Below are 22064 nucleotides of genomic sequence, written 5' to 3'. Positions count from 1 at the left end.
TTCACACCCTAGAACGTCTTGGGCTGCGTTTATCAGCTAATGCTCAATCGTAAATGTTCGAAAGTCCCGCGTAGAAAGGCGCTGGTGGTTACCAACGTGGTAGGTAGTATAGTACTTCCACCCTTTGTCAAATCGCTTCCAGGTGACTCTAGTTACATTAGTGGTAATGTCGAAGTGGCAGGAGACTACTATAGGCATGCTTGTATGCGGAGTATCTACAAGAGAGTGATTGGTAGATAAACTAAAGGTAATGCGCTTTTGAAGGGAGTTGTAATTAGTGGTTATAAACTGTATGAGTGAGCCGATAACAAGCTTATTATTGTCGAATTGCCTGGTCAGAATATATGTACGTTATCAGTTTGCGGAACCCTTATTCGAGCCTTACCTGAGAATACGTCGTTTACCGAAGTTTGTCAGTAATACCTAAATTGGCGTATCCCCGCTACAAAAACCAACTGACTCTCTGCCAAGGGATGACAGTACCATGCGGCATGAGTTGCCAAAAGCGGTTTCATAAGCTTGCCACATTGAGTAGCCAACACCCGACTAGCCTGTTCCCCTCCCCCACTAGTCATTCAAAACGTACGGCAGCGGACGTAAGACTGTACGAGAGCGGACGAACACATTAGCAAACCCACCCCTAATCGACTGATTGTGAATGGCTAACCCGTGTTGGCATACGAGTTGACACGGGTTGCTTGGGCTCCCTGGGTAAACGTGCTTACTAACCTAGCTTCGCTCAGTTACCCTTACCCAAGTCCATTCCCTTTATGACTGCTTCACAAGCTTGTTCACCCAATCGAATCCAGCCTAAACAACCCACATCATTTGTACTTACATCGGCTAAACGAATCGTCGGTAGCCTTTTGGTGACCCTACTGACCTTGGCGGCAACGACCCATACCAGCGGCTCAGCGGTGGCCATGACTACCGCTGCAGGGCGACGATCAGCCCCAACTGCCGCTAGCACACATAGCATCGCCCCCTTTGCACTAGTAACCGCTAGCTTAACAGGCGATACCGTAACTGCCTTCGACGCCACCAGGGCCTGGGCCGAATTTGAGCAGCTACTCCGAGCGCGCTACGGCTATTTTAAGCGGCCCGGCGTCGACGGCGACAGCATCCTGGGCTACTTTGAGCCAGCCGCCAAGCGAGCCAAAACCAAAAAAGACTTTATCGATATCCTCCAAGTGGTGGCGCACAACTTTGCCGATCCTCACTTTATTGTCGGCCCCTTTGACCCCACTGACTACAGTATTATTCCGACCAGTGCTGATCTGTTCGCCCAGTATCGATCGGGGGAGGTTAGCTTGGTCGATGTGCGGCAGGATAGCGATGCACAGGCACAGGGCCTCAGGCCGGGTGCCACTATCCTGAGCATTGATGGCCGAAGCCCCACCGCAGCCATTGAGAGGCTCATGGGCAGGCCCATCAGTAGTCTGTCGACCACCCAGATCAACACAGGCCTTAACATTGCACTGGCGGGCATCCGTAACCAGCCCCGGAGGGTGCAGATCAAAAGCCAGCCCGCCAACCAAACCTATACCCTGCGGCCGACCGCCGAGTTGGTCAAGCAGCTCCGAAGCGACTCCCTGCTGCGGGTTGGCCGACAAGGGGATGTAAGTATCATCCGCTTCAACAACTCACTAGGTAACAACCAGACTATTAGCGCCTTCAGGACCGCTCTGCTAGGGGTGCAGGATACGCGCTTACTGATGCTTGACTTTCGCAACACCCCCAGCGGGGGCAACACCACCGTTGCCCGTAGTATCATGGGCCATTTTGTCGAGCAGGAGATGCCCTATCAGGTGCATATGGTGCCTAGCGAAGAGCGGCTCTTTGGAGTACCCCGTAAGTTTGTCGAGTACGTACTACCCATCAGGCCCTTCTATAGGGGGCGCGTAGTGGCGCTGGGCGGGTATTGGACGGGCAGTATGGGGGAAGGCTTGCTAATAGGCTTCGATGCTATCGGCGCTAAAACGGCGGGTGCTGGGCTAGCGGATCTGCTGGGGGCGCTGTTCAACGAAACGCTAGCTACCTCGTCGGCTAAAGTGGATCTGGGGGAGGAAATGCTCTTTCACATCAATGGCCAGCCCCGCGAGTCGTTTGTCCCGGCTATCTACCTGGAAGCTCCTGAAGGCCGAGCGGGTCATGACCCGCTAGTAGAGCTCGTCATCAGTACACTCCGCTAATTAGTTGCCCGCTTATCTAGATCTAAGCTGTTGCTGACTATGGAGCCTTTCTTGGGACATAAAGAAAACGCCACCCAGTCGGGCGACGCTCTTCAGTATTGCCTTTCCTTTAAAGTATTCGAGAGCTACAACCCGTCGCCAACGGATGCGCTTCAACTGACCCCGAGCTAGTGAGGCAAAGGGCATCTAAATTGGATACCTAGTTATAAAACAAACCCCCAGCTTAGGGTTAGGCTAATTAAAATACACCTATCACAAAAAAACAAGACTAGTGTTGGTAGCCAGTCAGTTACCAGACTTGATACGAATACATAAATCCTATGCCATCGCGGCAGCTGGTATTACTAATATGCGCTGGGTGGGTAAGACTATAAATAAACGAGTTTTGGTGGTCACCATGCTTAACAAGGTCCGTATTGCCGCATCCCGTCGCAAGGGTAACCAGATCGCCCCCGCCCTAGCGCAACATACAGGCATCGTGATTGAGTAGTAGCGAGTCCCGAGACTACGGAGTAGTACGCCTTGCTTAGCGTATTACTTCACCAGCAATACCTATCTTGTGTTTCAGCTTAATTTTAATGTAGATTCATAATAAAGCCCTGGCTCATTGAACCGAGGCTTTTTTTGTGCCCCTCTACCCTGCTTGGGCTTTCACGGAGTACTAATCAGATTGGTCGGATCAAGTGCTCATTCGTCTGCTTGTGTGTCATAGACAAACTCAATGAAGCCCGCTGTTATCTGTACACTGCCCATCGGAGCGTCGCTAGACCGGTAAGCAGGTGGGCTGCTAATCGGCCAGATCTCGTATTGATACCGCGCTTGTTCGGGCAATGGCCTAACTGTGACCGCTAGTTTGGAAAGCGATACACGAAGTTGACTTATCATGTACATTAGCCAGTTATCAACCATTTACGGCAAAAAGCCTTGTCTTTGGGCGGCCCCACTATGACTTATTGCTGAACCTTCGGGCGACTGGTGCAATAGAAGCCATTGTCTTTGCTTAACAAATGAAAAACCAATGACAAGCCAAGGCTACAGGTTATGCATAGTTTGCGTGGGACGTTTTTTCGTACCGCCGTATTTCCGATACTCATTGTCTAACATGGGGTAGAAGGTAAACTCATTGACCCCAACCACATAGTCCGCTACATTAGCCTCACACATTTTTGCCCAGTGTTTTTTTCGCCACTGCGCATCATCCTGCTTCTTCACATAGAGGCTGTACTGATCTTTGTCATTCCAGAAAGTGACAACGTTACACGTGTTTGTTGTGCATCGTTCCTTTTTAAAGAGCTGTGCCGTTGCCAATACAGTTTGCTCATCGGCATCTTTGGGTACGAACACGGCATAATTACTGAAATTGCCGGGCATTGTTTCGCTGAGTATCGCGTAACCGTATCGGGGCGTGTAAGTCGTCGTATCTGCGTTTGGCGTCGTCGTGGAGACTTCACCTGCTCGATCTACAAAATACAGCGGCAATCCTATAAAGAAAAACACTAGTAGGACCGCAACTATTAACGGCGCATTACTGATTGGTTTTTTAAACGAACGAGAATGCTGAAGCGACATAAGGCTATAATTGTCAGACACAAAATACAGATGTAGTTAAGCTTAATTAGCGAGTAACAAAATGGGCCTCGCTAATGACCCGGGCTGAGTTAGAAAGATAAAGAAAGTATTTGTCACTCAATAGCGGCTAATTGTATATATAAAATTATATTGTTACCTGGATTTACAGGAAAATACATGCAGTGAAATGTATTACACTTTACCACTGCACCAAGCTATGCCGAGTTACTACGCAGGCTCCATACAGTCGAACAACCAGCGGATTACTAGAATAGGACAAGTGGTTGTTCGGTAGGCAAAAGTAAGGGATCCTGTGATGAACCTGTTCTGTTGTTACTCAAATCGCCCGTTTAAGAAGCACGTAAGTGCAAGCGCTGCTTCGTCTTCCAGGATAGGATATGCCAATCCATTTGTTCGTCGATAGCCATCGACAGCAAAAACAAGGTCATCAAAAAGTGGCTTACGAGTTAATGCCGTGCGCTTCCCCTGATCACTTTACTCACCATACCTGTTCAGTATAGACCACGCCAGCAGTACAGCAATTGCCCCGTACATAAAAGCCGCCATTGTACACTTGACCCGGCAAAAACTACCCTCTTTGGTTAACACGGCCTGACGCGTGAAGGCAACCGCTAAGCTGACTTGTAGTAAGAAGGCCACCACTGCCATAAAAGTAGCTTGGGCCAATAACACCACTGACATAAGGACGAAGACGTTTATGAGCGGTTAACTTATTCCAGGCAAATAGTGACAAGGAAAGAGCATGAAATTATCGTAAAATTTACTTACTGCGTACAGCAACTGCTTGGCGTGGAAAGTAGCGAATGAGTAGTGTCCATTTCTGACCGCATGACTAGTAAAGTCAGCAATCATTTTGACGAAAATAGGTGCGGTGCGGTTGAGCGGATCCGTTAATCAACTGCGGGCGTAACCGGTAAGAAAACCGCCTACTAAGGCCTCTGTTAAGCAAAACCTACCACTCGGCGAGCTGTGTTTCGTTCTAACGTGGGTTTAGTGGTAAAGGCGCGAGGTAGCCGCCTGCTGGCTCCAACAGCGACGCAACTGAGCCCAGAAACAGGCCCACTCGACGATCAACTCCGGCTTGGGGCAGTAAGTTGGTGTGCCTAGGGTGAGTGTAATACCAGCGCTCGTTGGCCAATCTAAGCGGCTCAGTACCAGCTGCGCGATAATAATAGCCACCGGGTGCTCTCTCAACCAGTGATTCGTGTCGCTCTCGGTCAGGAGTTGCTCCAGATAAGTACCGTGTATGATCAACTTGGGCATCGGTGGATTCGTACTCAGTAAGCTGCGTTGGGCAGCTTGGTCATCGACGACAAATTGTAGTACGGCCTCTGGAAAGCTGCCCTCGGCGGTTCGACGCATGACATCGGTGACATACTCATCGTTCTCAATAACCAGGACAGGATAGAGGCTGGTTGTTTTCATGCTGTAAAACGGCTTGTAGCGGTGTGTGTATGTGTGGTGACGCCACAGCGTCCAGCTCATGGTCACGGTTAAGGTGATCATCAAAGCAAACATTGAGCACTGATCTGAAGACTGGGTGAATAAAGGATTAATTTATCTTAAGATGCGTGTGTCGGGTGCAGGAGATTCGCCTCAAGACGTACCCAGTTGGTGAGGCATCTACATGTACGCTTCCCCATTCTCCGTTTCTGGGGGAGCGTTTTTGTAAGAACACTCCATTAATAGCAAATGAACGAACAATGCCTAAGGCAACCGGGTACCATTGCACTACTAGTCATCTTCCCCTAGATCTTTATTGCCCTTTCCACGGGTATGGAACCTCCACTCCAGTCCCGACGGGGTGGCCACTGCCATCCAGCAACAGATCCGCCAGGCTTTAGCGATAGCGGGGGGGTATGAGCATAGTTGAATTTGCCACACTAGCCAATTAACTTCGAAAACGCGGGTAGAAGACTTACTGGTTGCCTGGCTTAGTGGTCATGCACAGAGCGCTTCCTTACCTGTGTAGTGTAGTCAGTCAGGGAGCAGTCACCCCCGACTTTAGTATGTCGCTCAGTTCCTGCTGTTAGTCTTTGCCCCGCAATGGCAGCCCCCCTTTTTTGTCAGTGAGTAATGCCGGTATCGAACGTTGGAAAAGCCTACGTTCAGCCGAAAGTCACGCTCGGTCATTTCCTGTAGCAGGGTCGGAACTCGAGCCGTCCGGTTCATAGTATCTGCACTACCCATAAGGTGATCGTTTGCTGATCTGACAGAGGCGGTGATGAATCGACTCCGCTGTACTTAGTTCGTAGACCGCTTCGGGTTGGATTTCTTCTTTTTATCAATGGGGACCAGACCGGACTGGTAGACGCTTATCGTATTGCCTCCGTTGGTTTGGTTTATGATGGTTTCCCCCTCGCCGGCCTGTGTTGCCGTGACTGTATTTTGCGTGCTGGTGTCACTGCTGGTCGACTCGCCGCCCTGGTTAATAGTGGCGACATTGTTGGCACCCGACTGCATAATGACCACCCGATTCGAAGACCCGGCAGTTGTTTGGTTAACTACCGATGTGTTGCCCGAACCCCGCTGCACAACCGATAATTCGTGCGTGTTACCCTGCTGGCTGACAACCGCTGTATTTTGTGCCGTGGCCGATGCGGCACCTAAAGCCGCCAGCCCTAAAAGAATGATGTTTTTCATAAGCTTTATGGTAAGCTGTTCTGAACAGAAAGGCTGGATTTATTTGTCCAGCCTTCCTGTCGAGCATTAGTTGGCTGCTTGATTGATTGTAACCGTATTGTCCGACCCAGTCTGGCTTAGTGGTAGGTTGTATGGGCAGTAGAAGTAATGAGCTATTCGGTAGAATAGGAACAAGCCGCCCTCCTGGCAGGGCGGCTTGTTAGTACCATGGCAGGCTTGATCTGCTCAGGCGAACCGATTATTGGTTGCCCTGCTGGATAGTACCCATGTTGCCGGTACCCGTCTGACCAACCGAAGCTGTGTTGAAATTACTGGTCTGGCCAATCGTGAGGCTGTTAGACGTACCGTTCTGAATAGCGACATCGCCACTCAACCCTTTGATTACGTTGCTGTTGCCAATTTGAGAGAAGTCGGCATTGTTCAGAACGCCTACCTGCTCAAGCTTAGCGGTATTCGAATTACCGTTTTGCGTAATGGTCGCCGTATTCGCGTCACCCGTTTTTGCATCACCCTGCTTGATAGAGGCTACGTTTTTGGTACCGGTTTGGTTAAATGTAGCTACTGTGCCTCCCTGCCCGTCAACATTGTCAACCTGGCTGAGAGTTGCCTCATTGCTGGTACCGGTTTGCGTGAAATAAGCTGAGGCAGATGAACGGGTGACACTCGCCTGCTCGGATGTGACCTTGTTTGAGGTTCCCGTCTGAGTCGAGTAGGCGTACGAACTACCCTGTAAGTTCTGCTTAAAATCGGCCGTGTTCGTTGTACCAGACTGCGTAGACTGCAGGTAGTTGTAGCTCCCTGTCTGGCTAGACGTCAGGCTATTACCGCCCGTTCCAGTACCGTTGTTCTGGGTAACCAATGCTTGGTTCTGACCAGCTTGCTTTATCGTTGCCTGCTGACTAGTTCCAGATTGGTCGAGGGTCGCTTGGTTTTGGGCAAAAGCCGTGGTGAGTGCACAGGCCGCAGCGAGAGAAAGAAATACTTTTTTCACGATTTGGGGTAGTAAAAATTAAAGAGAATGAATTGAAACGTAGGGTCTGTTGGCGTTCGATGCGCCTTTCTGTATCGTAAGAGCATTTCCGTCGGGTGATTAGCTCCTGGCCAGCGAGCGTTTTCACTTTGTTATAGGTGCGGTACCCAGCGTTGCCTGGTGAGCGGCGGTGGGTAGATTCGGGTAAGTCGGCCTGAACCCCGCTGGGCGGGTCGGGTACACGAATCGTCGGTTGGGAACATAGCTATTCCCTATGGGTGTCGACCAGTTGACAGCCCGCGGCTTACGTGAATTGTAAGTGGCTTATGGGAGTTACTTATGTGCTTGAGTTAATGACACCGTCGCCCAGGACTGCATCGACGGTGTTCGACCGGCAAAGGTCGAGAGCCTTGGGCCATTGTCGGTACTACTGATGACGCGGTAGCTTTCGCCTTCCAGCCGGCCGACCAGGTTCATGGTCCTAACAGGCACATCTTCGATTAACAGTAGGTTGATCCACGCGGTGTGATTCATGCAGCGTACTGTGGTTTTGGGCTAGTCTTTTGTGTGGTAATGCACTACTTCTAGTAGACGACTTCGCGCACTCATCCGCCACTCCTTATTCGGGCGGTATTTGGCCATTCGTATACCAAGGCCGGCTTATTGTGTACCGACTACGCTTTGTTAGGTATGAATGATCATGCCACCTGGCTAGCCACTAACAGCGACGAACCCCTGCTTACCATGCACGCAGAATCAGCTAGTTGTTGCCGATCACAGGTGTAGATTTACCTTGCGGACGCTGAGTTATATACGTTATAAGAATTATATTTCCTATAACCCCGGCAATACAGACTAAATGAACCTATCCTTTCACTTGCACGCCCTCTCAACTTCGAAACATAATCATATCAGCTAGTGAGAAGTTTTAGTTTTATAGGGTCTCCGGCCTTCATATGATCGACTATACTTATGCGAGTCGTATGCAGGGGATTATCTTGTCTTACATCACAAGCTGGCCATTAGCGCCTTTCCGGAAAGCACTGTCTTTTGAAACGCCCGTTTTTCCATATTGGCGAAGCTATGTGGTTAGGTGTTTTGTTTATTGTACATGCAGAAAGCAAAACCAGCTAGTCATGAGCAAGTTCAAAACGACAACACAGCGCTTTTACAGCGGATTGAGCAACGGCGCCTGCGCTTAGCGAGCAGATGGGCAGACCTAGAGTTGAGAATACAGAGTTTTCTCAATAAGGCCGATCAACTCAAGGAGTGATAAGCAAACGCCCTCACTAAATCAACGTTCAATGAGACGCCTACGGCTACGAACGGCTACTGCCAGTTGCTCCTGATAAACGCTCAGCATCGATAAGACAGAAAGAATACAGGAATCTAGCAGACTAGCCAAGCCTGATAGTTGATGAATCATCGTGTAGCGGTTACTTTTGGGTTTGCCTACGAACCGTTTCTCTGGATCTGCTTAAAACAATGCTCTTTCGTTTATTGCTTACTGGCTGGCTATCACTTTGTTCACTGAGCAACGCGCAAGCCCAAAAACAAAAACCCTTCGACCCGGCCAGCGCAAAGCCCACACTCGGTAGTCCTCCCACCAAGGTGATGGTCTTCGGCGTCTGGCATCTCGACGCAGCGGCTGACAGCTTCAAGGTGGCTTGGCTAGAACCCGTCCTGTGTCGACTACGAACCTATAAACCTGACGTTATTTTGACCGAGGCGATGCCCGGCGAGCAGGTTATGGGCCTGGAGGCCTACGCTGCCTACCACGGTAACGCTGGGCAGTACGGTGGGCCAACCCTAGAAATGGCTAAAACGGCCCAGGCCCAGCTACAACTCTCCGCCGCACAAGCTCTGGTACGAGCGGATAGTTTAGCGGCAAAAGGCAATCTGACCCCCGCCCAGCGCCGTCAGCTAGCCGTCTGGTTCGTGGCCGCAGCGGAGCCCTTCTCGGCCACGGTACAATGGCTGCGGCTGGCGCCCGCCGAACGCATTGCGGAGGATGGCGTGTCTCCCGCTCTGGTCAAACGCCTCAACCGTTTTATTGGCCTGCGCAGTGAGCTGACCTCAATGGCAGCCCGCCTGGCAGCTGATCTGGGCTTAGAGCGGCTTTACGGAGCGGGCGATCATGCCAGTGACGTGGCCCTACCGCTTGACGCAGCTATGGACGCAGCCGTAGCGGCTGAACCGGGGTTGAAAGATCTGTTCAATCACCGCACGGCGGCGTTCGCGGCCGTGCCCGAGGATACCATGAAGCTACGCTCAGCGGATCAGGTGCTGCCCGTTTTTAAATGGAAGAACTCGACCAAGTTTGGCGCGCTGGATGCCGACGCCCAATGGTTCTCGATGCTGCGCAGTACGAAGATGGGCCGGGTGGGCCGGCAGCGGGTAGCGGCTTGGGAAGCCCAGAACCTACAAATGGCGGTGGCCATCCGGGAAGCGACGGCTCCGATCGCCGGCGGGCGGGCCCTGTTGATCGTTGGTGCCGCCCACAAGCCATTCATCGAAGCCTATCTGCGGAGCTTCACCGATGTGGAGATTGTTTCGGTGCCGGCCCTATTGGATTCCCGGACCGGTGATTGTCCCAACTGACACTTGGCTTCTACGTCTCTCGATTGCTCCATTCATAGCGTATGGTGGGTGGAAGCTTCGTCTTCTGAGCCCGCGCCTAGTGCTCGTGCAGGAGTTGGTTATTATTGCGGAGTTGCTATTGACTAGCCGCTCTAGTCGAGTGGCTTCCCCTTAGATTCACAACTGCTTTGACCCGTATCATGAAACGCTCTTATCCGAGACGGGGGTGTATTGAGATTAGAATCATAAACCCGAGAGTCAAAGCCACGCTAGACAAACCGCTTATCCCAACGCTGCCAGCATCAGTCAGTGCCTTACTAATCCTGGCTGGTAGGCCAGCGCTACGTAATAGGGGAAATGATCCGAGCCAAAGGCGGCTAACCGCTCCACGGCCAGCACCTTAAACTGGCTCGAAACAAATACATAATCCAAGGGCCAGCGCAGCAACAGCGACCGGGCGTCAAAGGTGCTGTACATACCCCGCCCCCGGCGTACGTCCCGCAAGCCACTAATGGCCGCAAACTGGGTCGTATTGGGCGACCAGCCCACATCATTGAAGTCCCCCGCCACCACCGTTGGCTGCGCTTGCTGAGCAATCAGACGGCCTGCTCGCAGCAAGGCCACTTCTTTACCGCCAATGTTAGTAGGATACTGACTAGGGAATGGGGCGACCGGATGTAAGGTCCAGAGTTGAAACTGACGCTTGTTGGGTAGGGTGATGGTAGTCGTAAAGGACGGCACCTGTCGATGATGAAGGAAGCGAATGGTGGGCTTGTCGAGTGGTAGTTTGGCATACAAGGCCATGCCGTAGGCGTTCCGGGTTGGATACTTGATGCAGTAGGGGTACTCCTTACCTAGTCCGTCAAGTTGGTGAACCCACCACTGGTTCACTTCCATGGTTAGCACGAACGTTGGCTGTTTGGTGGCAATGATGCTCAATAGCTCCTGGGCATGACGGTTATCGATCCAAACGTTAGCCACCAGTATACTAAACGTGGCTTGCTGGCTAACGGCTGCTTTTGACACGGTTTCAACCACCGTTGGGGCGAGGGAGGAATACGGAAAAAGAATGTAAGCCTGAATGCCAATAGAGAGCAGTAGACTGGCCAGGAAGAGCCATGTGGCCCTCGTCCAACCATGAGGCAGTAGCAGAAACAGCAGCAAACAGCTCATCAGGGCCAGCAACATGGCCAACCGGGGGAAATTGAGTACCTGCAAGAACCAAAGTGAGCTGTTATTAATCAGGGAGGTCCACGTCAGGGCGCTCAGTAGGCCCCCCGCCAGTAACAGCAGGTAGAATAGGGCTCTTTGTAAAGTAGTCACCGTAAAATGAAATGAAGATAGGCCGCGCTGAAAGGTAAGCAAACCCAACGCGTTTGTCCAATTGCGTTTACACCCGGGTTGATCTCGAATTGAGTTTGCCGACCGATTGTCTTAACTCTTCCGTTGCTGTTGTTACCGCTTCCGCCGTCTCTACTTTACCCAGTTGACGTAATTGGTCGATTAGCGTATTGAGCGAGTTGTTCATGGCCGTTGTTAGTACGTGATCACCCATAACAGACAGCATAGTCAAGAGCACGCGCTCCATTTGTTGTTGCCACTGGGCAGGAACTCGGGGGAGCATTTTGCTAAACGTGTCGAGTATCGCTTCGAAAATCTGATGTTGCATCGATTCAGACGATACAACCGCTAGATTCTCAAAGCTTCTCATTAGCTCATCAACGGTGTTATCGTAATAATAGATCGAGTGGAATCGGGCGTCTTTGGTCACTGGTTTTTCTTCGCTCCAGCAACTCAGTAAATTGTGTAACGTGTGCACACATAAGGTGCCGGGTAAGGGATTGGATTTGGCCGTTGAGGTCGAGGTCCAGGCAATCGTTTCCAGTTGCACGATCCCGTAGGCGGCATCCTGATCCAGATCCCGCTTGACGCTGATGCTGGTGTGTTCGCGTATTGCGGCGGTCAACCGTGTCGTGTGCGATTCAGCAGCGACCGCTAGTTCGGCGATGGGCTCGTTGTAAGCTATGTAGGTACCAATTGGCTTGTTGAAGTAGACCTGACTGCCACTGCATTGTTGGGCGATGAATTTGGCCAGCTCCTTCGCGTTGATATAGGTCAGGTAGCCTCCCTTCATCGATACCACAGTGGTTCGCTGCTGGTTATTGGCTGGTTCACGCGTTGTCGTGTAGGCTACCATTTCCAACTGGCTACACCGTGCGCTGAGAATGCGGTTATGGATCGCATTGATGATCTCGGAGGGCCGCATTTGATCAATCGTTGTATACATCAACAGCACCAGCAGATAAAGCGCCAGTCCGGTCAGGCTGAAGGCGACGGTACCCCCAAGCACTGGATTGAAACGGGGATTGACGGTGGCTAGCGTGATCATCGAATACAGCGCCAGGCCCACAAAGAAACCCAGGTAAAATTGATTCGTTTTGCGTCTGAGAAATTGATCGAATACCCGGGTCGTCATGGAACTGGCCGACTGCTGAACGATCACCAGTAGCAGGGTTGTCGTCAGCGTTGTTACCGATATAGTGCCCGAGACAATGGCACCCAGCAGACTGCTAGTTGCCTCAGCACTAGAAAAGATATGTTCTTTCAGCAGCCGTCTGATCGGTTGAAGCCAGCTGATTTTTGCTTGATCAATACTGTAGGTGAAGTACGATAGAAACACAAAACAGACAATAATTACTGAGGGCAGTAACAGGAACTCTGAAAAAGCGCGTTGGATAATGGTGGCTCGGTTGTCCTCGCTGTGTTTTTTGTTCACGGACTATTGGTAAATAAAGTTGCTGGTGGTGGCTGGTTTAGCTGATCGCTCGATTGAATCCGTGGCTGTTCGTGTGAAGATGCACCGGTTCACTGACAGGAGCAATTTGCCTGATTGATGGTATATGCGGGAACGGCCATCAGTAGGTTGCACCGGTGGGTCAATTTATGGACGCGCAACGGTCTATTAACAGATCAATAAGGGAAAAGGATATCGTGTCGCTTAATTTCTAGTTTATTAGCCATCCCTGGATAGTTTCCAGTACTAACCGATTTCTCCGTATTGGCCACGGTGCATCAACGACTTTCTTGGCGTAGGTACGCACCGATACCATCAGTGTGCCCATTAATCTTACAGTAACTTCAGGCCCTCTCCCAGGAGCGCCACGTACCCAGCAGTGTTTGCTTGTGTACAAGATGGCGGCTCAGAGTAGGGATTATAGATTCTTACAAAAATCCTAGTAATAAGTGCAAAAGAAAAGAAGTAGAACGCCGCCTGGGCTCACCATATTCACATGCTGACCCAAAATGATCTTTGCCATTGCTACTCAATGACTTCCCCCTTCTTAGAGCAACAGCTAGTCAAGATCAACAAGGCTCATAATGGAAAGTAAGCGTCAATCTAGTCTGGACCCAAGAACACTATACCAACTCAGTGGCCGAACAATATAACGGGTAACAACCTTATTGAATGAAGTAGTAGATCCCAAACTCAACGGTTATGCAACCACAGCCCAAAGACGCCAAGTATCCTCGCCCCAGCCAAGCCGACAAGCACAGCAGTCTTGTAGCCAAGCAATCATCGGACCCAGAAGGGTCAACTGATGCCGATTACGTAGTACCCGTCAATAAACCTCTGCTCAACGATAATCGATCCCCCCTGACCTCTAACGTTGGCCAACCCATTGCCGATGACCAGAACTCGCTCCGCGCCGGGGAGCGCGGACCTACCTTGCTGGAAGACTTTCTGCTGCGAGAGAAAATCCAGCACTTCGACCATGAACGCATTCCCGAACGCATTGTCCATGCCCGGGGCGCAGCGGCTCATGGGCACTTCCAACTCTACGAATCACTAGAAGACCTTACCTCGGCAAAGGTATTGACCGATACTTCGTTGACGACGCCCGTGTTTGTGCGTTTCTCGACCGTGGCTGGTTCACGCGGGTCGGCTGACACCGCCCGCGACGTTCGTGGGTTTGCTGTTAAGCTCTACACCCCCGAGGGTAACTGGGATATTGTGGGTAATAACATTCCGGTGTTCTTCATCCAGGATGCCATTAAGTTTCCCGATTTGATCCACGCGGCCAAACCCGAGCCCGATCGGGAAATTCCCCAAGCCGCTACCGCGCACGATACATTTTGGGACTTCATTTCGCTCACACCTGAATCCATGCACATGATTATGTGGATTATGAGCGACCGCTCGCTTCCCCGTAGCTTTGGCACAATGGAAGGCTTCGGAGTGCACACCTTCCGGCTGATCAACGCCCAAGGTAAATCGACCTTTGTCAAGTTCCACTGGAAACCCCTGTTGGGTGTTCACTCGCTGGTCTGGGATGAAGCGCAGCAGATCGCGGGGAAAGATCCCGACTTTCACCGGCGTGACCTGTCGGACTCGATCAAGAACGGTACTTTTCTGGAATGGGAGTTGGGGATTCAGACCCTGGCCGAGGAAGACGAACAAAAGTTTGATTTTGACATCCTGGATGCCACCAAACTGTGGCCCGAAGAGTTGCTGCCGGTTCGACGGATAGGTAAGATGACGCTGAACCGCAACCCCGATAACTACTTCGCCGAGACCGAGCAGGTTGCTTTTAACACCACCAATGTCGTACCAGGAATCAGCTTTAGTAACGACCCCCTCTTGCAGGGCCGTAACTTCTCCTACCTAGATACGCAGTTGAGCCGCTTGGGCAGCCCTAACTTTACCGAGTTGCCCATCAATCGGCCCGTCGCCAGGGTGTCTAACAACCAGCGCGATGCCCAGATGCGTTATACCATCGACAAAGGGCGGGTGTCCTATGCCCCCGCCTCACTGGACGGCCATTCACCTGACGAGGCGACTCCTGGTCAGGGCGGCTATACAACTTATTCTGAAGCGGTGAGTGGTCCCAAGGTACGAGCCCGCAGCCGCACCTTCGATGATCACTACGGACAGGCTAAGCTGTTTTGGAACAGCATGAGTGGGCCTGAGAAAGAGCATATCGTTAAAGCGCTGCAGTTTGAACTGAGTAAAGTAGAGACCCGCTCTGTTCGCCAGCGCATGCTTAAGCATCTGCAGCAGATCAACGGTCTGCTGGCCGATCAGGTAGCAGCGGCCTTGGGCGAGCCGGAGGAAAATGGTCTGGCACGGGGTTCGGCCGACTCGGTGGCGGGCGCTCAGCAACTAGCCGACGCCCTGTCGGAAACTACTGCGTCGGGGGGAGTGCAGCAGTCCAAAGCGCTCAGCATGGAAGGCCAACCGGGCGGTCCAAAAGGTCGGAAAGTAGCTATCCTGGTTTCCAATGATATAGCTATTGACCAGGTCATTGCCCTCAAAGAAGCGCTGACAAAGGCGGGGGCTATTGGTGAACTAGTTGGATCCAGCTTAGGGATGCTTAACGAATCATTAGAAATCACGAAAACATTCGCCAACACCAGCCCGGCTTTATATGATGCAGTATTCGTGCCGGGGGAGCAGGGGCAGGTACGTTGACGGCTAAAGGGGACGCTTATGTCTTTATAAGCCAGACCTACAAACATGGCAAAGCCATTGGTGTGCTGGGTGAAGGGGTAGCCTTGTTGACTAAAGCCTTGCCGGCAGGAGCCGCCCTGAATGAGCTGGGCGTCTTATCAGAGCAGACTGCCAGTCGACAACAAGAAGTCATTGATCAATTCGTGGCTCTTGTGGGGTCACGTCACTGGAGCCGGCCAGCCTTGGACATGGTTGCAGCTTAGCTTATTGGCATTAAGTAGCGAGTTGTACGTTACAATACTACCCCCCAGTAGATACCCTTACTTATACAAGGGTATCTACTGGGGGGTAGTATTGTAACCATCTCGGAAAGATAGCGCGTTTTCGTCTATGGATACCGCTTTCGGCTTTTTAGGATAAAATAGTGCATAACAGACTTATCTTACAATAAGCTGATTTTTTGACTGTTTCTTTAGTCAAAAGCGAAAGGTAGCGGCTGCTTCAGTTAAAGCGGCTCTTTTGTGTGCCTTGTTAGCAGGATTAGGTAGATATGTGTGCCGCCACACATACCTTTGTTGAATCAAAGGGGCCGTCATAAGCCCTAATGGTGTGGATAGAAGCGAAAAGCAGACCGGTCTTACCAGTCTGCTTTTTTGTTAGGGTATATGAATAGATATTCGAGCGTTTTTTGAGATTGGATTTGCCACCTTTCACTAGACCAATGGAGCTTACACTTTTGCTCAGCAAAAAAGAGCAAGTCCACTGCAGCCGTAGCTGAATTTTCGAAACTTGGTATCGTAAGTTGTCCGTTCGCAAAAAATAGCTTGCTATATGGGTTGCTTACCCGACATATGTACTTCCGCTGAACTCAATTCATCTGGCTACCCAAAAAATCGTATCCTTATCTTAATGCTAACTTTGCTGGAGCGTTACCAGACGATTATGTCCAACTCCCTACAGCAATTAAAACAACTTGTTCAGGCTATTCACCCCATTACCGAAGCAGAGTGGAGCGAGTTTGTTGGCATCTGGCATCCGTTCATGGCCAAGCGAAAGACGCTGCTGACGGTGGCTGGTGAACAGGAAAATTATCTGTATTTTGTCGAGGAGGGGGTGCAGCGCGTCTATTTTCTAGATCAACAGGGGCGGGAAGCTACTCTTGTTTTTACATACGCCCCTTCATTCGGCGGGGTGGTCGATGCGCTGATGTTGCAACTGCCTGCTCGCTACTATTACCAAACCCTGACACCGTCCGGTTTTCTTCGTGCTTCGTTGGCCGATTTACAGCTTGTTATGCACCAGTGTCCAGCCATAGAAACAATGATCCGGCTGGGGATCACGCAGGCCCTGTCGGGAGTGCTCGAACGGCTGGTGGAACTGCAGTGTTACTCGTCAGCCGATAAATTTAGAAGCTTGCTCCAACGCAGTCCCCACATATTGCAGGTCGTTCCGCATAAGTATCTGGCGAATTATATTGGGGTGGATCCAACAAACTTCAGTAAGCTAATCAACAGCGTGAGAGGGTGATAATCTTGGTAAATACCAATACTGGGTGAAAGTAGAAAGCTCAACTTTGCCTGGTACCCTAACAATCACCAAGAACATGAACATCAAACTTATCACCAAACGTGTAGGGCAAGGCTATATCCTTCTTTCGGCTTTAGCCATTTTGTCCGTCAGCCTAATGGCCTTTTCCAATCCGCAATCGGTAATGGATTTGGTGCAGGTTCAGCTGCCTAACCCCGACGCGTTCAGCTCCATTCGGGGGGCGTATGGGGGAGTGGGACTAACTCTGTTTATTAGCTTGCTGTACCTTATGTTGCGGGAGGTGCCCAAAGGGCTTGCCTTTCTGAGCTTGCTGTGGGGGCTTTATGCATTATCGCGCATCATGACCATTGTTTCCCAGGGGGCGTTAGGCTCGTTTGGCCGGCAGTGGTTACTGATCGAATCGATTCTTTGTCTGACGGCTCTGGTGTTGCTCTGGGCTAATCGCACAGTAAACTCTTCGCTTTTGGCCTATGAAAACCGTTGTTAAGCAGATCTGGCTGGAAGGCTTGGAGCAGCAGGTAGAAAAACACATTCAAGAAGCTGTTCAAATTTTTCAAAATAAAGATGAAGCTTTGTTACGAAAGCCTGCCATGAGCGGTGGATGGAGTGTTGTTCAATGCTTGGCGCATTTGAACAGCTATGGCCAGTACTATCTGCCCCGGCTAAAACAGGAACTGATTCCACGATCGCCGGGTCAACACACCACAACTACGTTCACGAGTTCCTGGTTGGGGGGGTATCTAACCCGATTGATGGATCCAGGGGGCGGACTCATAAAGTTCAAAGCTGCGCGGCGACATCAACCCTTGGTCAACCTACCCGCGCATACAGTGGTGGCGGAGTTTATCGACCAGCAGGAAGAATTGCTGCGGCTACTTCAGGCCGCTCAGGATCATGACCTGACCACCATCCGTATTCCGATGTCCGTTGCTGCCTGGATCCGTTTACCAGTGGGGAACGTGCTGCAATTTCTTATCGTGCATACCGAACGGCACCTAATTCAGGCCAGGCGAAACATAGATACGATAGCGCAAAAATCTTAAAATGACTCACTACGTACGCGGCAAACGGCTCACTTACCAAACCACTCCTTGAGTGGTAGCATGCTTCCTTGAGTTATGGTTATTTTATTGATACACAACTGGCTTTCTGGGCAAAGCCATGCAGTAATCCGAACCGATATGTAGTTAATCAACACATCGGTTCTATACGATAAAAGAGCGTTTGTGTAAGACAGTAATTTTTTTAATATCTGTCCAGTGTAATCCGTCGCATACGATACTGAAAGAGGGCATCTACAACGTGTTGTAGATGCCCTCTTTGATGCTCTGGTGATCCCGGACAGGTTCGAACTGCCGACCCATTGATTAAGAGTCAATTACTCTACCAACTGAACTACGGAGTCAATCAATCCTGGCTAATAGTTTAATCATTTACCGCTATGATAGGTGCCTGTTTGTCCTATCACAAACTAATTAGTTATAGCTGTAATCAAGCAGTGCTCATCGCTATAGCTCATTCATGATGTCTTTTGAGCTGCTATCCTGACTACGCTTTACCCGCTTGAAGACCTCTCTGGCTTCATCACACTTTTGCTGGTAAAAATTAATCACGTTGTCATTGAAGGCATTCATCACCTTCTCGACGGTAAAGCCCGCTACATCCAGCAGCAGGAAATTACGGGTGCGTGGCAACTCTGAACGGAAGGGCTCAACCAAATCAATACGGTATTGGTTGGTGCGGGGGTTATAGCTCAGATCAGCGACAAATTCAAGCGTTAACGCATTGGCGGCTTCGGATGGCTTAGGTATCATGTATCAGCTAACTTAATAGAGTATACTATGGTTTAAGTGACATCTATCCAACTGGTAGTATCTCCGGCTTTACTCTTTTGTCCCCCTCCCAGTTCGGACCCTTTTGTTAACTCTGCTCAGTTTTTTTAGTTAACAACTCAAGTATTTGTACTTGCAAGTTCTGGTAACTTGTATAGGTAACTAGACTAATCCGAACATCATTATCTAACCACTCATGACCGGCGAAGACCAAACTACCGGCCCAAGTAATACACTCAATCAGCGACTCGATGTCGACTTTGCTATTCAGTCCGCTGAATTAGGCGTTTGGGAAATAGACCCTAAAACCAACCAAGTGCTGTGGGATAAATATTGTCAGGCATTGGTTGGATTAGATAACGATGCCCCTTTACCCTTTGACCAGGCGATTCAGTACATTCATCCCGATGACTTCCCCCGGGTGATGGCTGCGTTACAGCAGGTTATGGTTGCCCGGCTGGTTGACAGCTTTGATGAAACTTACCGGACCGTGGGCGACGATGCTATCGTACGATGGGTGCGCTTCTGGGGAAAAGCGCGCGTTGCTCCTAACGGTGAATTGGTTCGTTTTGCAGGTATTGCGCAGGACGTTACGGTTCAGCGATTGGCCTACCGAAAACTGGAAGAACGAGAGCAGACTCTACGCACTGTAATCGATCATGTCCCGCCAACCCTCTCCATTTGTCTGCTGATAGGGCTGGATTTTGTTATTCAAGCGCCCAATCAAACTTTTATCGATACGATTCACAAAGGCAGTGCCATTGAGGGTAAACCCCTGCGGGAGGTTATGCCTGAGCTGGATGGGCAGCCTTTCTTCAACTTACTGACTCAAGTCTACAGCACCGGGCAATCGTTTCATAGTTTCAACACCCCCGCCCTTATCATTAAACACGAAGCGTCGGTTCAGCAGTACTTCAATGCATCGTATGTCCCCTTAAAGGACGCTACCGGTCAGGTATACGGTATTCTCAATACGTCCTTTGAGGTAACTGAGCAAGTATTAATTCAGCAAGCCCTTGAGCGACAACAAGCCCAGCAACGCTTTCTGTTGTTATTGTCCGATTCGCTACGCTCCTTACGCGATCCGCTAGCGGTCTATTACCAAACAGCTTGTCTGGTCGGCGAATACTTAGGTGCTAATCGAGTGGGCTATGCCGAGGATCAAGGGGATGGCGATACGATTGTGGTGCTGCGCAATTATGTCAACGGCGTGTCCGATCTCGAAGGGACTTACCAGTACGCGGACTACGGTCCCCTATTAGCTGAGTTCCGGGCGGGTCGCACAGTGGTTCGCGCTGATATCGCTCAGGACCCTACACTGACCCCTGTCGAGAAAGAAGCCCATCGGGTGCTTGAACTGGGCGCTACACTCAACAAGCCACTCAGCAAAAATGGCCGTTTAATGGCTGTGCTGTTCATTCATTTCCAGCAAGCTCATGAGTGGTCAGCGAATGAGCTGAACTTACTGGATCTGGTCGCTGAGCGATTAGTGGCTGCTATCGACCGGACCCAGTCTGAGCAAGCCCTTCGGCAAAGCGAAAGCCGATACCGAGAGTTAGCCCAGCAGCTTGAGATCCAAGTACAGCAGCGCATTAGCGAGTTGGCAATTACGAATCAAAACCTGGCCATCAGTAACCAGGAATACGCTGTTGTCAATCAAGAATTAGCCGAATCGAACTCGCAGTTAAACCGGTCTAACGATAACCTACAACAGTTTGCTTACATAGCCAGCCACGATTTGCAGGAGCCGCTGCGCAAAATTCAGTCCTTTGGCGATATCTTGAAAACGCGGTTGACGGGGTCAATCAGTAGCGAGGATTTATCCTATCTGGAACGAATGCAGTTAGCCGCTAGTCGTATGTCGACGCTGATCAAGGACCTGCTGAGTTATTCGCGTATTTCGACTCAACGCAGCACGAACGAGCTGGTCGCCCTCGACGAGGTAGTAGCCACGGTACTGGATGTACTGGAAGTAGCTATCAACTCATCAGGAGCCCAGGTGCAGATTGACCAGCTGCCCATAGTATTAGGCGATGCAATTCAGTTAGGTCAACTCTTTCAGAACTTGATCGGTAATGCCATCAAGTTCCACCGGCCTGATCTGACTCCTCACATTCATGTCACTAACCAGCTAATAACAGCTGACGTACTACCCCCAATGATTAAGCCTGCTCGTCCAGCGCCAACTTATCACCTAATTGAGGTAATAGATAACGGTGTTGGTTTCGATGAGAAGTACCTAGACCGCATTTTTCAAGTCTTTCAACGGCTGCACGGGAAAAACCAGTATGCAGGGACGGGAGTTGGCCTGGCTATCTGTGAGAAGGTGGTAACTAATCATGGAGGGGCTATTACGGCCCGTAGTGAACCGGGACAGGGGGCTACCTTCAACGTGTATTTGCCAGCTTAAATTAACTAATCTAAGTTGTATGAAAGCTACTTGATACAAGCACAAAAAAGACATAGCGTAGAGCAGGCTTACCTTTGAGGTGCGAAAACATTGATAACCCGCTCTGGCTATGGCTGAAAAAGTGATTGCAATCTACTGCTTTCTCGACGACTTCTTTCTGGAAACGAAGCATACAGGCCCCTGTAAACCACAAGCTACGCCCAAAGTACCCGACAATATTGTGCTGACAACTGCCATCATATAGGCCCGTTAAATGGGACACAACCTCTTTCGCTCAGACCCAGTTTTCCCCTGTACTGATCCAGTGGATAACTTCCTGCTGGGTGGCAAAACTGGGTCTGAGCGAAACAGGCCGCACCGACTCCGCGGGGAAGGGCAATAGGCTGAATACGGCCTGGTAGGGCAAGCGTTTAGCCGGGTTATACTCCACCTCAATCTCCGCATTAACTCTCACGGCATTCAACTCCCGCAACAGCAGAGAAACTTTGTTGGGCACTTGCCCATTGACTTTACTAACTTGGTAACGTAGCAAAACGGGCCTGCCAATCCGGCCCTTGGCCCAGCCGTAAACATCAATTAACAGGTCGGTTACCATGGCTGAACAGGGCTCGTTAATTGAGACAGAGCAGTAAAAGGGGCGATAACAATAGCAATCCCACTAGCAGTAACAAGATGAGGTGATCTTTTCTACTGTAGTGGACGTAACGACTGTTGCCCAGCAGCAGGTTCATGAGTTCATTGAGTGTGTGCTTGACCATAGGAGTTTGGGTAACCGCTTACCTGATAAGCGATGGGAGCTTAGAGGGGTTACGGGGAATGCCTTCATCAGGACTATGATACGAAAAACTAG

The 22064-nt window shown here is 50.5% G+C and carries 19 protein-coding genes and 1 tRNA gene; 10 read left to right on the top strand and 10 right to left on the bottom strand.

Annotated elements, in window-relative coordinates; translation table 11 throughout:
- Positions 1-923 precede the first annotated feature (923 nt).
- Together HH216_RS25325 and HH216_RS26475 are read left to right on the top strand one after the other, a co-directional pair.
- Positions 924-2192, top strand: a complete 1269-nt coding sequence (locus HH216_RS25325) for a hypothetical protein (RefSeq protein ID WP_169553683.1) — start codon at positions 924-926, stop codon at positions 2190-2192.
- Between the two features lie 39 nt (positions 2193-2231).
- A complete protein-coding gene (locus HH216_RS26475) occupies positions 2232-2363 on the top strand; it encodes a hypothetical protein (protein ID WP_256366367.1) in 132 nt (43 codons plus the stop codon).
- An 861-nt stretch (positions 2364-3224) separates the two neighbouring features.
- Here the strand turns inward: HH216_RS26475 and HH216_RS25320 are convergent.
- From HH216_RS25320 to HH216_RS25300, 5 genes are all read right to left on the bottom strand, one after another.
- The gene (locus HH216_RS25320; RefSeq protein ID WP_169553682.1) at positions 3225-3782 is read right to left on the bottom strand and encodes a hypothetical protein; all 558 of its coding nucleotides are present in this window, start codon (positions 3780-3782) and stop codon (positions 3225-3227) included.
- 990 nt (positions 3783-4772) lie between these two features.
- A complete protein-coding gene (locus HH216_RS25315) occupies positions 4773-5267 on the bottom strand; it encodes a hypothetical protein (protein ID WP_169553681.1) in 495 nt (164 codons plus the stop codon).
- Between the two features lie 759 nt (positions 5268-6026).
- Positions 6027-6425: a hypothetical protein gene (locus HH216_RS25310; RefSeq protein WP_169553680.1), complete on the bottom strand. Its 399-nt coding sequence runs from the start codon at positions 6423-6425 to the stop codon at positions 6027-6029.
- A 238-nt stretch (positions 6426-6663) separates the two neighbouring features.
- The gene (locus HH216_RS25305; RefSeq protein ID WP_169553679.1) at positions 6664-7416 is read right to left on the bottom strand and encodes a hypothetical protein; all 753 of its coding nucleotides are present in this window, start codon (positions 7414-7416) and stop codon (positions 6664-6666) included.
- 312 nt (positions 7417-7728) lie between these two features.
- On the bottom strand, positions 7729-7929 hold the full coding sequence (locus HH216_RS25300; protein WP_169553678.1) for a hypothetical protein: 201 nt from the start codon (positions 7927-7929) through the stop codon (positions 7729-7731).
- A 951-nt stretch (positions 7930-8880) separates the two neighbouring features.
- On the opposite strand from HH216_RS25300, the gene HH216_RS25295 reads away from it, so the two are divergent.
- The gene (locus HH216_RS25295) at positions 8881-9996 is read left to right on the top strand and encodes a DUF5694 domain-containing protein (protein WP_169553677.1); all 1116 of its coding nucleotides are present in this window, start codon (positions 8881-8883) and stop codon (positions 9994-9996) included.
- 285 nt (positions 9997-10281) lie between these two features.
- Here the strand turns inward: HH216_RS25295 and HH216_RS25290 are convergent, their stop codons facing one another.
- A complete protein-coding gene (locus tag HH216_RS25290; protein WP_169553676.1) occupies positions 10282-11298 on the bottom strand; it encodes an endonuclease/exonuclease/phosphatase family protein in 1017 nt (338 codons plus the stop codon).
- A gap of 67 nt (positions 11299-11365) precedes the next feature.
- Positions 11366-12751 (bottom strand): DUF2254 family protein, encoded by a 1386-nt coding sequence (locus HH216_RS25285; RefSeq protein WP_169553675.1) that lies wholly within the window; start codon positions 12749-12751, stop codon positions 11366-11368.
- Positions 12752-13471: 720 nt separating this feature from the next.
- Here HH216_RS25285 and HH216_RS25280 point away from each other — a divergent pair.
- From HH216_RS25280 to HH216_RS25265, 5 genes are all read left to right on the top strand, one after another.
- A complete protein-coding gene (locus HH216_RS25280; RefSeq protein WP_332871530.1) occupies positions 13472-15445 on the top strand; it encodes a catalase in 1974 nt (657 codons plus the stop codon).
- Positions 15442-15687, top strand: coding sequence for a hypothetical protein (locus HH216_RS26810; protein ID WP_332871529.1), 246 nt, complete (start codon positions 15442-15444; stop codon positions 15685-15687). The genes HH216_RS25280 and HH216_RS26810 overlap by 4 nt, the downstream gene beginning before the upstream one ends.
- A 679-nt stretch (positions 15688-16366) precedes the next feature.
- Positions 16367-16951: a Crp/Fnr family transcriptional regulator gene (locus HH216_RS25275; protein ID WP_169553711.1), complete on the top strand. Its 585-nt coding sequence runs from the start codon at positions 16367-16369 to the stop codon at positions 16949-16951.
- A gap of 76 nt (positions 16952-17027) precedes the next feature.
- Positions 17028-17459 carry a DUF4345 domain-containing protein gene (locus HH216_RS25270; RefSeq protein WP_169553674.1) on the top strand — a complete coding sequence of 144 codons (432 nt, stop codon included), beginning with the start codon at positions 17028-17030 and terminating at the stop codon, positions 17457-17459.
- A complete protein-coding gene (locus HH216_RS25265; protein ID WP_169553673.1) occupies positions 17443-18015 on the top strand; it encodes a DinB family protein in 573 nt (190 codons plus the stop codon). The genes HH216_RS25270 and HH216_RS25265 overlap by 17 nt, the downstream gene beginning before the upstream one ends.
- 286 nt (positions 18016-18301) lie before the next feature.
- On the opposite strand, the gene HH216_RS25260 is transcribed toward HH216_RS25265, so the two are convergent.
- Positions 18302-18377, bottom strand: a tRNA-Lys gene (locus HH216_RS25260).
- Positions 18378-18480: 103 nt separating this feature from the next.
- Positions 18481-18786, bottom strand: coding sequence for a hypothetical protein (locus HH216_RS25255; RefSeq protein ID WP_169553672.1), 306 nt, complete (start codon positions 18784-18786; stop codon positions 18481-18483).
- A 214-nt stretch (positions 18787-19000) separates the two neighbouring features.
- Here HH216_RS25255 and HH216_RS25250 point away from each other — a divergent pair, with 214 nt between their 5' ends.
- Together HH216_RS25250 and HH216_RS26470 are read left to right on the top strand one after the other, a co-directional pair.
- Complete coding sequence (locus HH216_RS25250) at positions 19001-21214, top strand: PAS domain-containing sensor histidine kinase (protein ID WP_169553671.1); 2214 nt, start codon at positions 19001-19003, stop codon at positions 21212-21214.
- Positions 21215-21323: 109 nt separating this feature from the next.
- Positions 21324-21458, top strand: coding sequence for a hypothetical protein (locus tag HH216_RS26470; RefSeq protein WP_256366366.1), 135 nt, complete (start codon positions 21324-21326; stop codon positions 21456-21458).
- A 30-nt stretch (positions 21459-21488) separates the two neighbouring features.
- Here the strand turns inward: HH216_RS26470 and HH216_RS25245 are convergent, their stop codons facing one another.
- Positions 21489-21809: a hypothetical protein gene (locus HH216_RS25245; protein WP_169553670.1), complete on the bottom strand. Its 321-nt coding sequence runs from the start codon at positions 21807-21809 to the stop codon at positions 21489-21491.
- Between the last annotated feature and the right edge of the window lie 255 nt (positions 21810-22064).

The sequence above is a fragment of the Spirosoma rhododendri genome, assembly GCF_012849055.1.
Classification (GTDB): domain Bacteria; phylum Bacteroidota; class Bacteroidia; order Cytophagales; family Spirosomataceae; genus Spirosoma; species Spirosoma rhododendri.
This window is presented reverse-complemented; position numbering and strand designations above follow the sequence as displayed.

Bases quoted from the DNA above. Each gene is read 5' to 3' on its own strand.
- HH216_RS25315 (WP_169553681.1), bottom strand. From the start codon at position 5,267: ATGAGCTGGACGCTGTGGCGTCACCACACATACACACACCGCTACAAG.
- HH216_RS25280 (WP_332871530.1), top strand. From the start codon at position 13,472: ATGCAACCACAGCCCAAAGACGCCAAGTATCCTCGCCCCAGCCAAGCC.
- HH216_RS25270 (WP_169553674.1), top strand. From the start codon at position 17,028: ATGAACATCAAACTTATCACCAAACGTGTAGGGCAAGGCTATATCCTT.
- HH216_RS25300 (WP_169553678.1), bottom strand. From the start codon at position 7,929: ATGAATCACACCGCGTGGATCAACCTACTGTTAATCGAAGATGTGCCT.
- HH216_RS25325 (WP_169553683.1), top strand. From the start codon at position 924: ATGACTACCGCTGCAGGGCGACGATCAGCCCCAACTGCCGCTAGCACA.
- HH216_RS25265 (WP_169553673.1), top strand. From the start codon at position 17,443: ATGAAAACCGTTGTTAAGCAGATCTGGCTGGAAGGCTTGGAGCAGCAG.
- HH216_RS25245 (WP_169553670.1), bottom strand. From the start codon at position 21,809: ATGGTAACCGACCTGTTAATTGATGTTTACGGCTGGGCCAAGGGCCGG.
- HH216_RS25250 (WP_169553671.1), top strand. From the start codon at position 19,001: ATGACCGGCGAAGACCAAACTACCGGCCCAAGTAATACACTCAATCAG.
- HH216_RS25255 (WP_169553672.1), bottom strand. From the start codon at position 18,786: ATGATACCTAAGCCATCCGAAGCCGCCAATGCGTTAACGCTTGAATTT.
- HH216_RS25310 (WP_169553680.1), bottom strand. From the start codon at position 6,425: ATGAAAAACATCATTCTTTTAGGGCTGGCGGCTTTAGGTGCCGCATCG.
- HH216_RS25275 (WP_169553711.1), top strand. From the start codon at position 16,367: ATGTCCAACTCCCTACAGCAATTAAAACAACTTGTTCAGGCTATTCAC.
- HH216_RS26470 (WP_256366366.1), top strand. From the start codon at position 21,324: ATGGCTGAAAAAGTGATTGCAATCTACTGCTTTCTCGACGACTTCTTT.
- HH216_RS26475 (WP_256366367.1), top strand. From the start codon at position 2,232: ATGGAGCCTTTCTTGGGACATAAAGAAAACGCCACCCAGTCGGGCGAC.
- HH216_RS25295 (WP_169553677.1), top strand. From the start codon at position 8,881: ATGCTCTTTCGTTTATTGCTTACTGGCTGGCTATCACTTTGTTCACTG.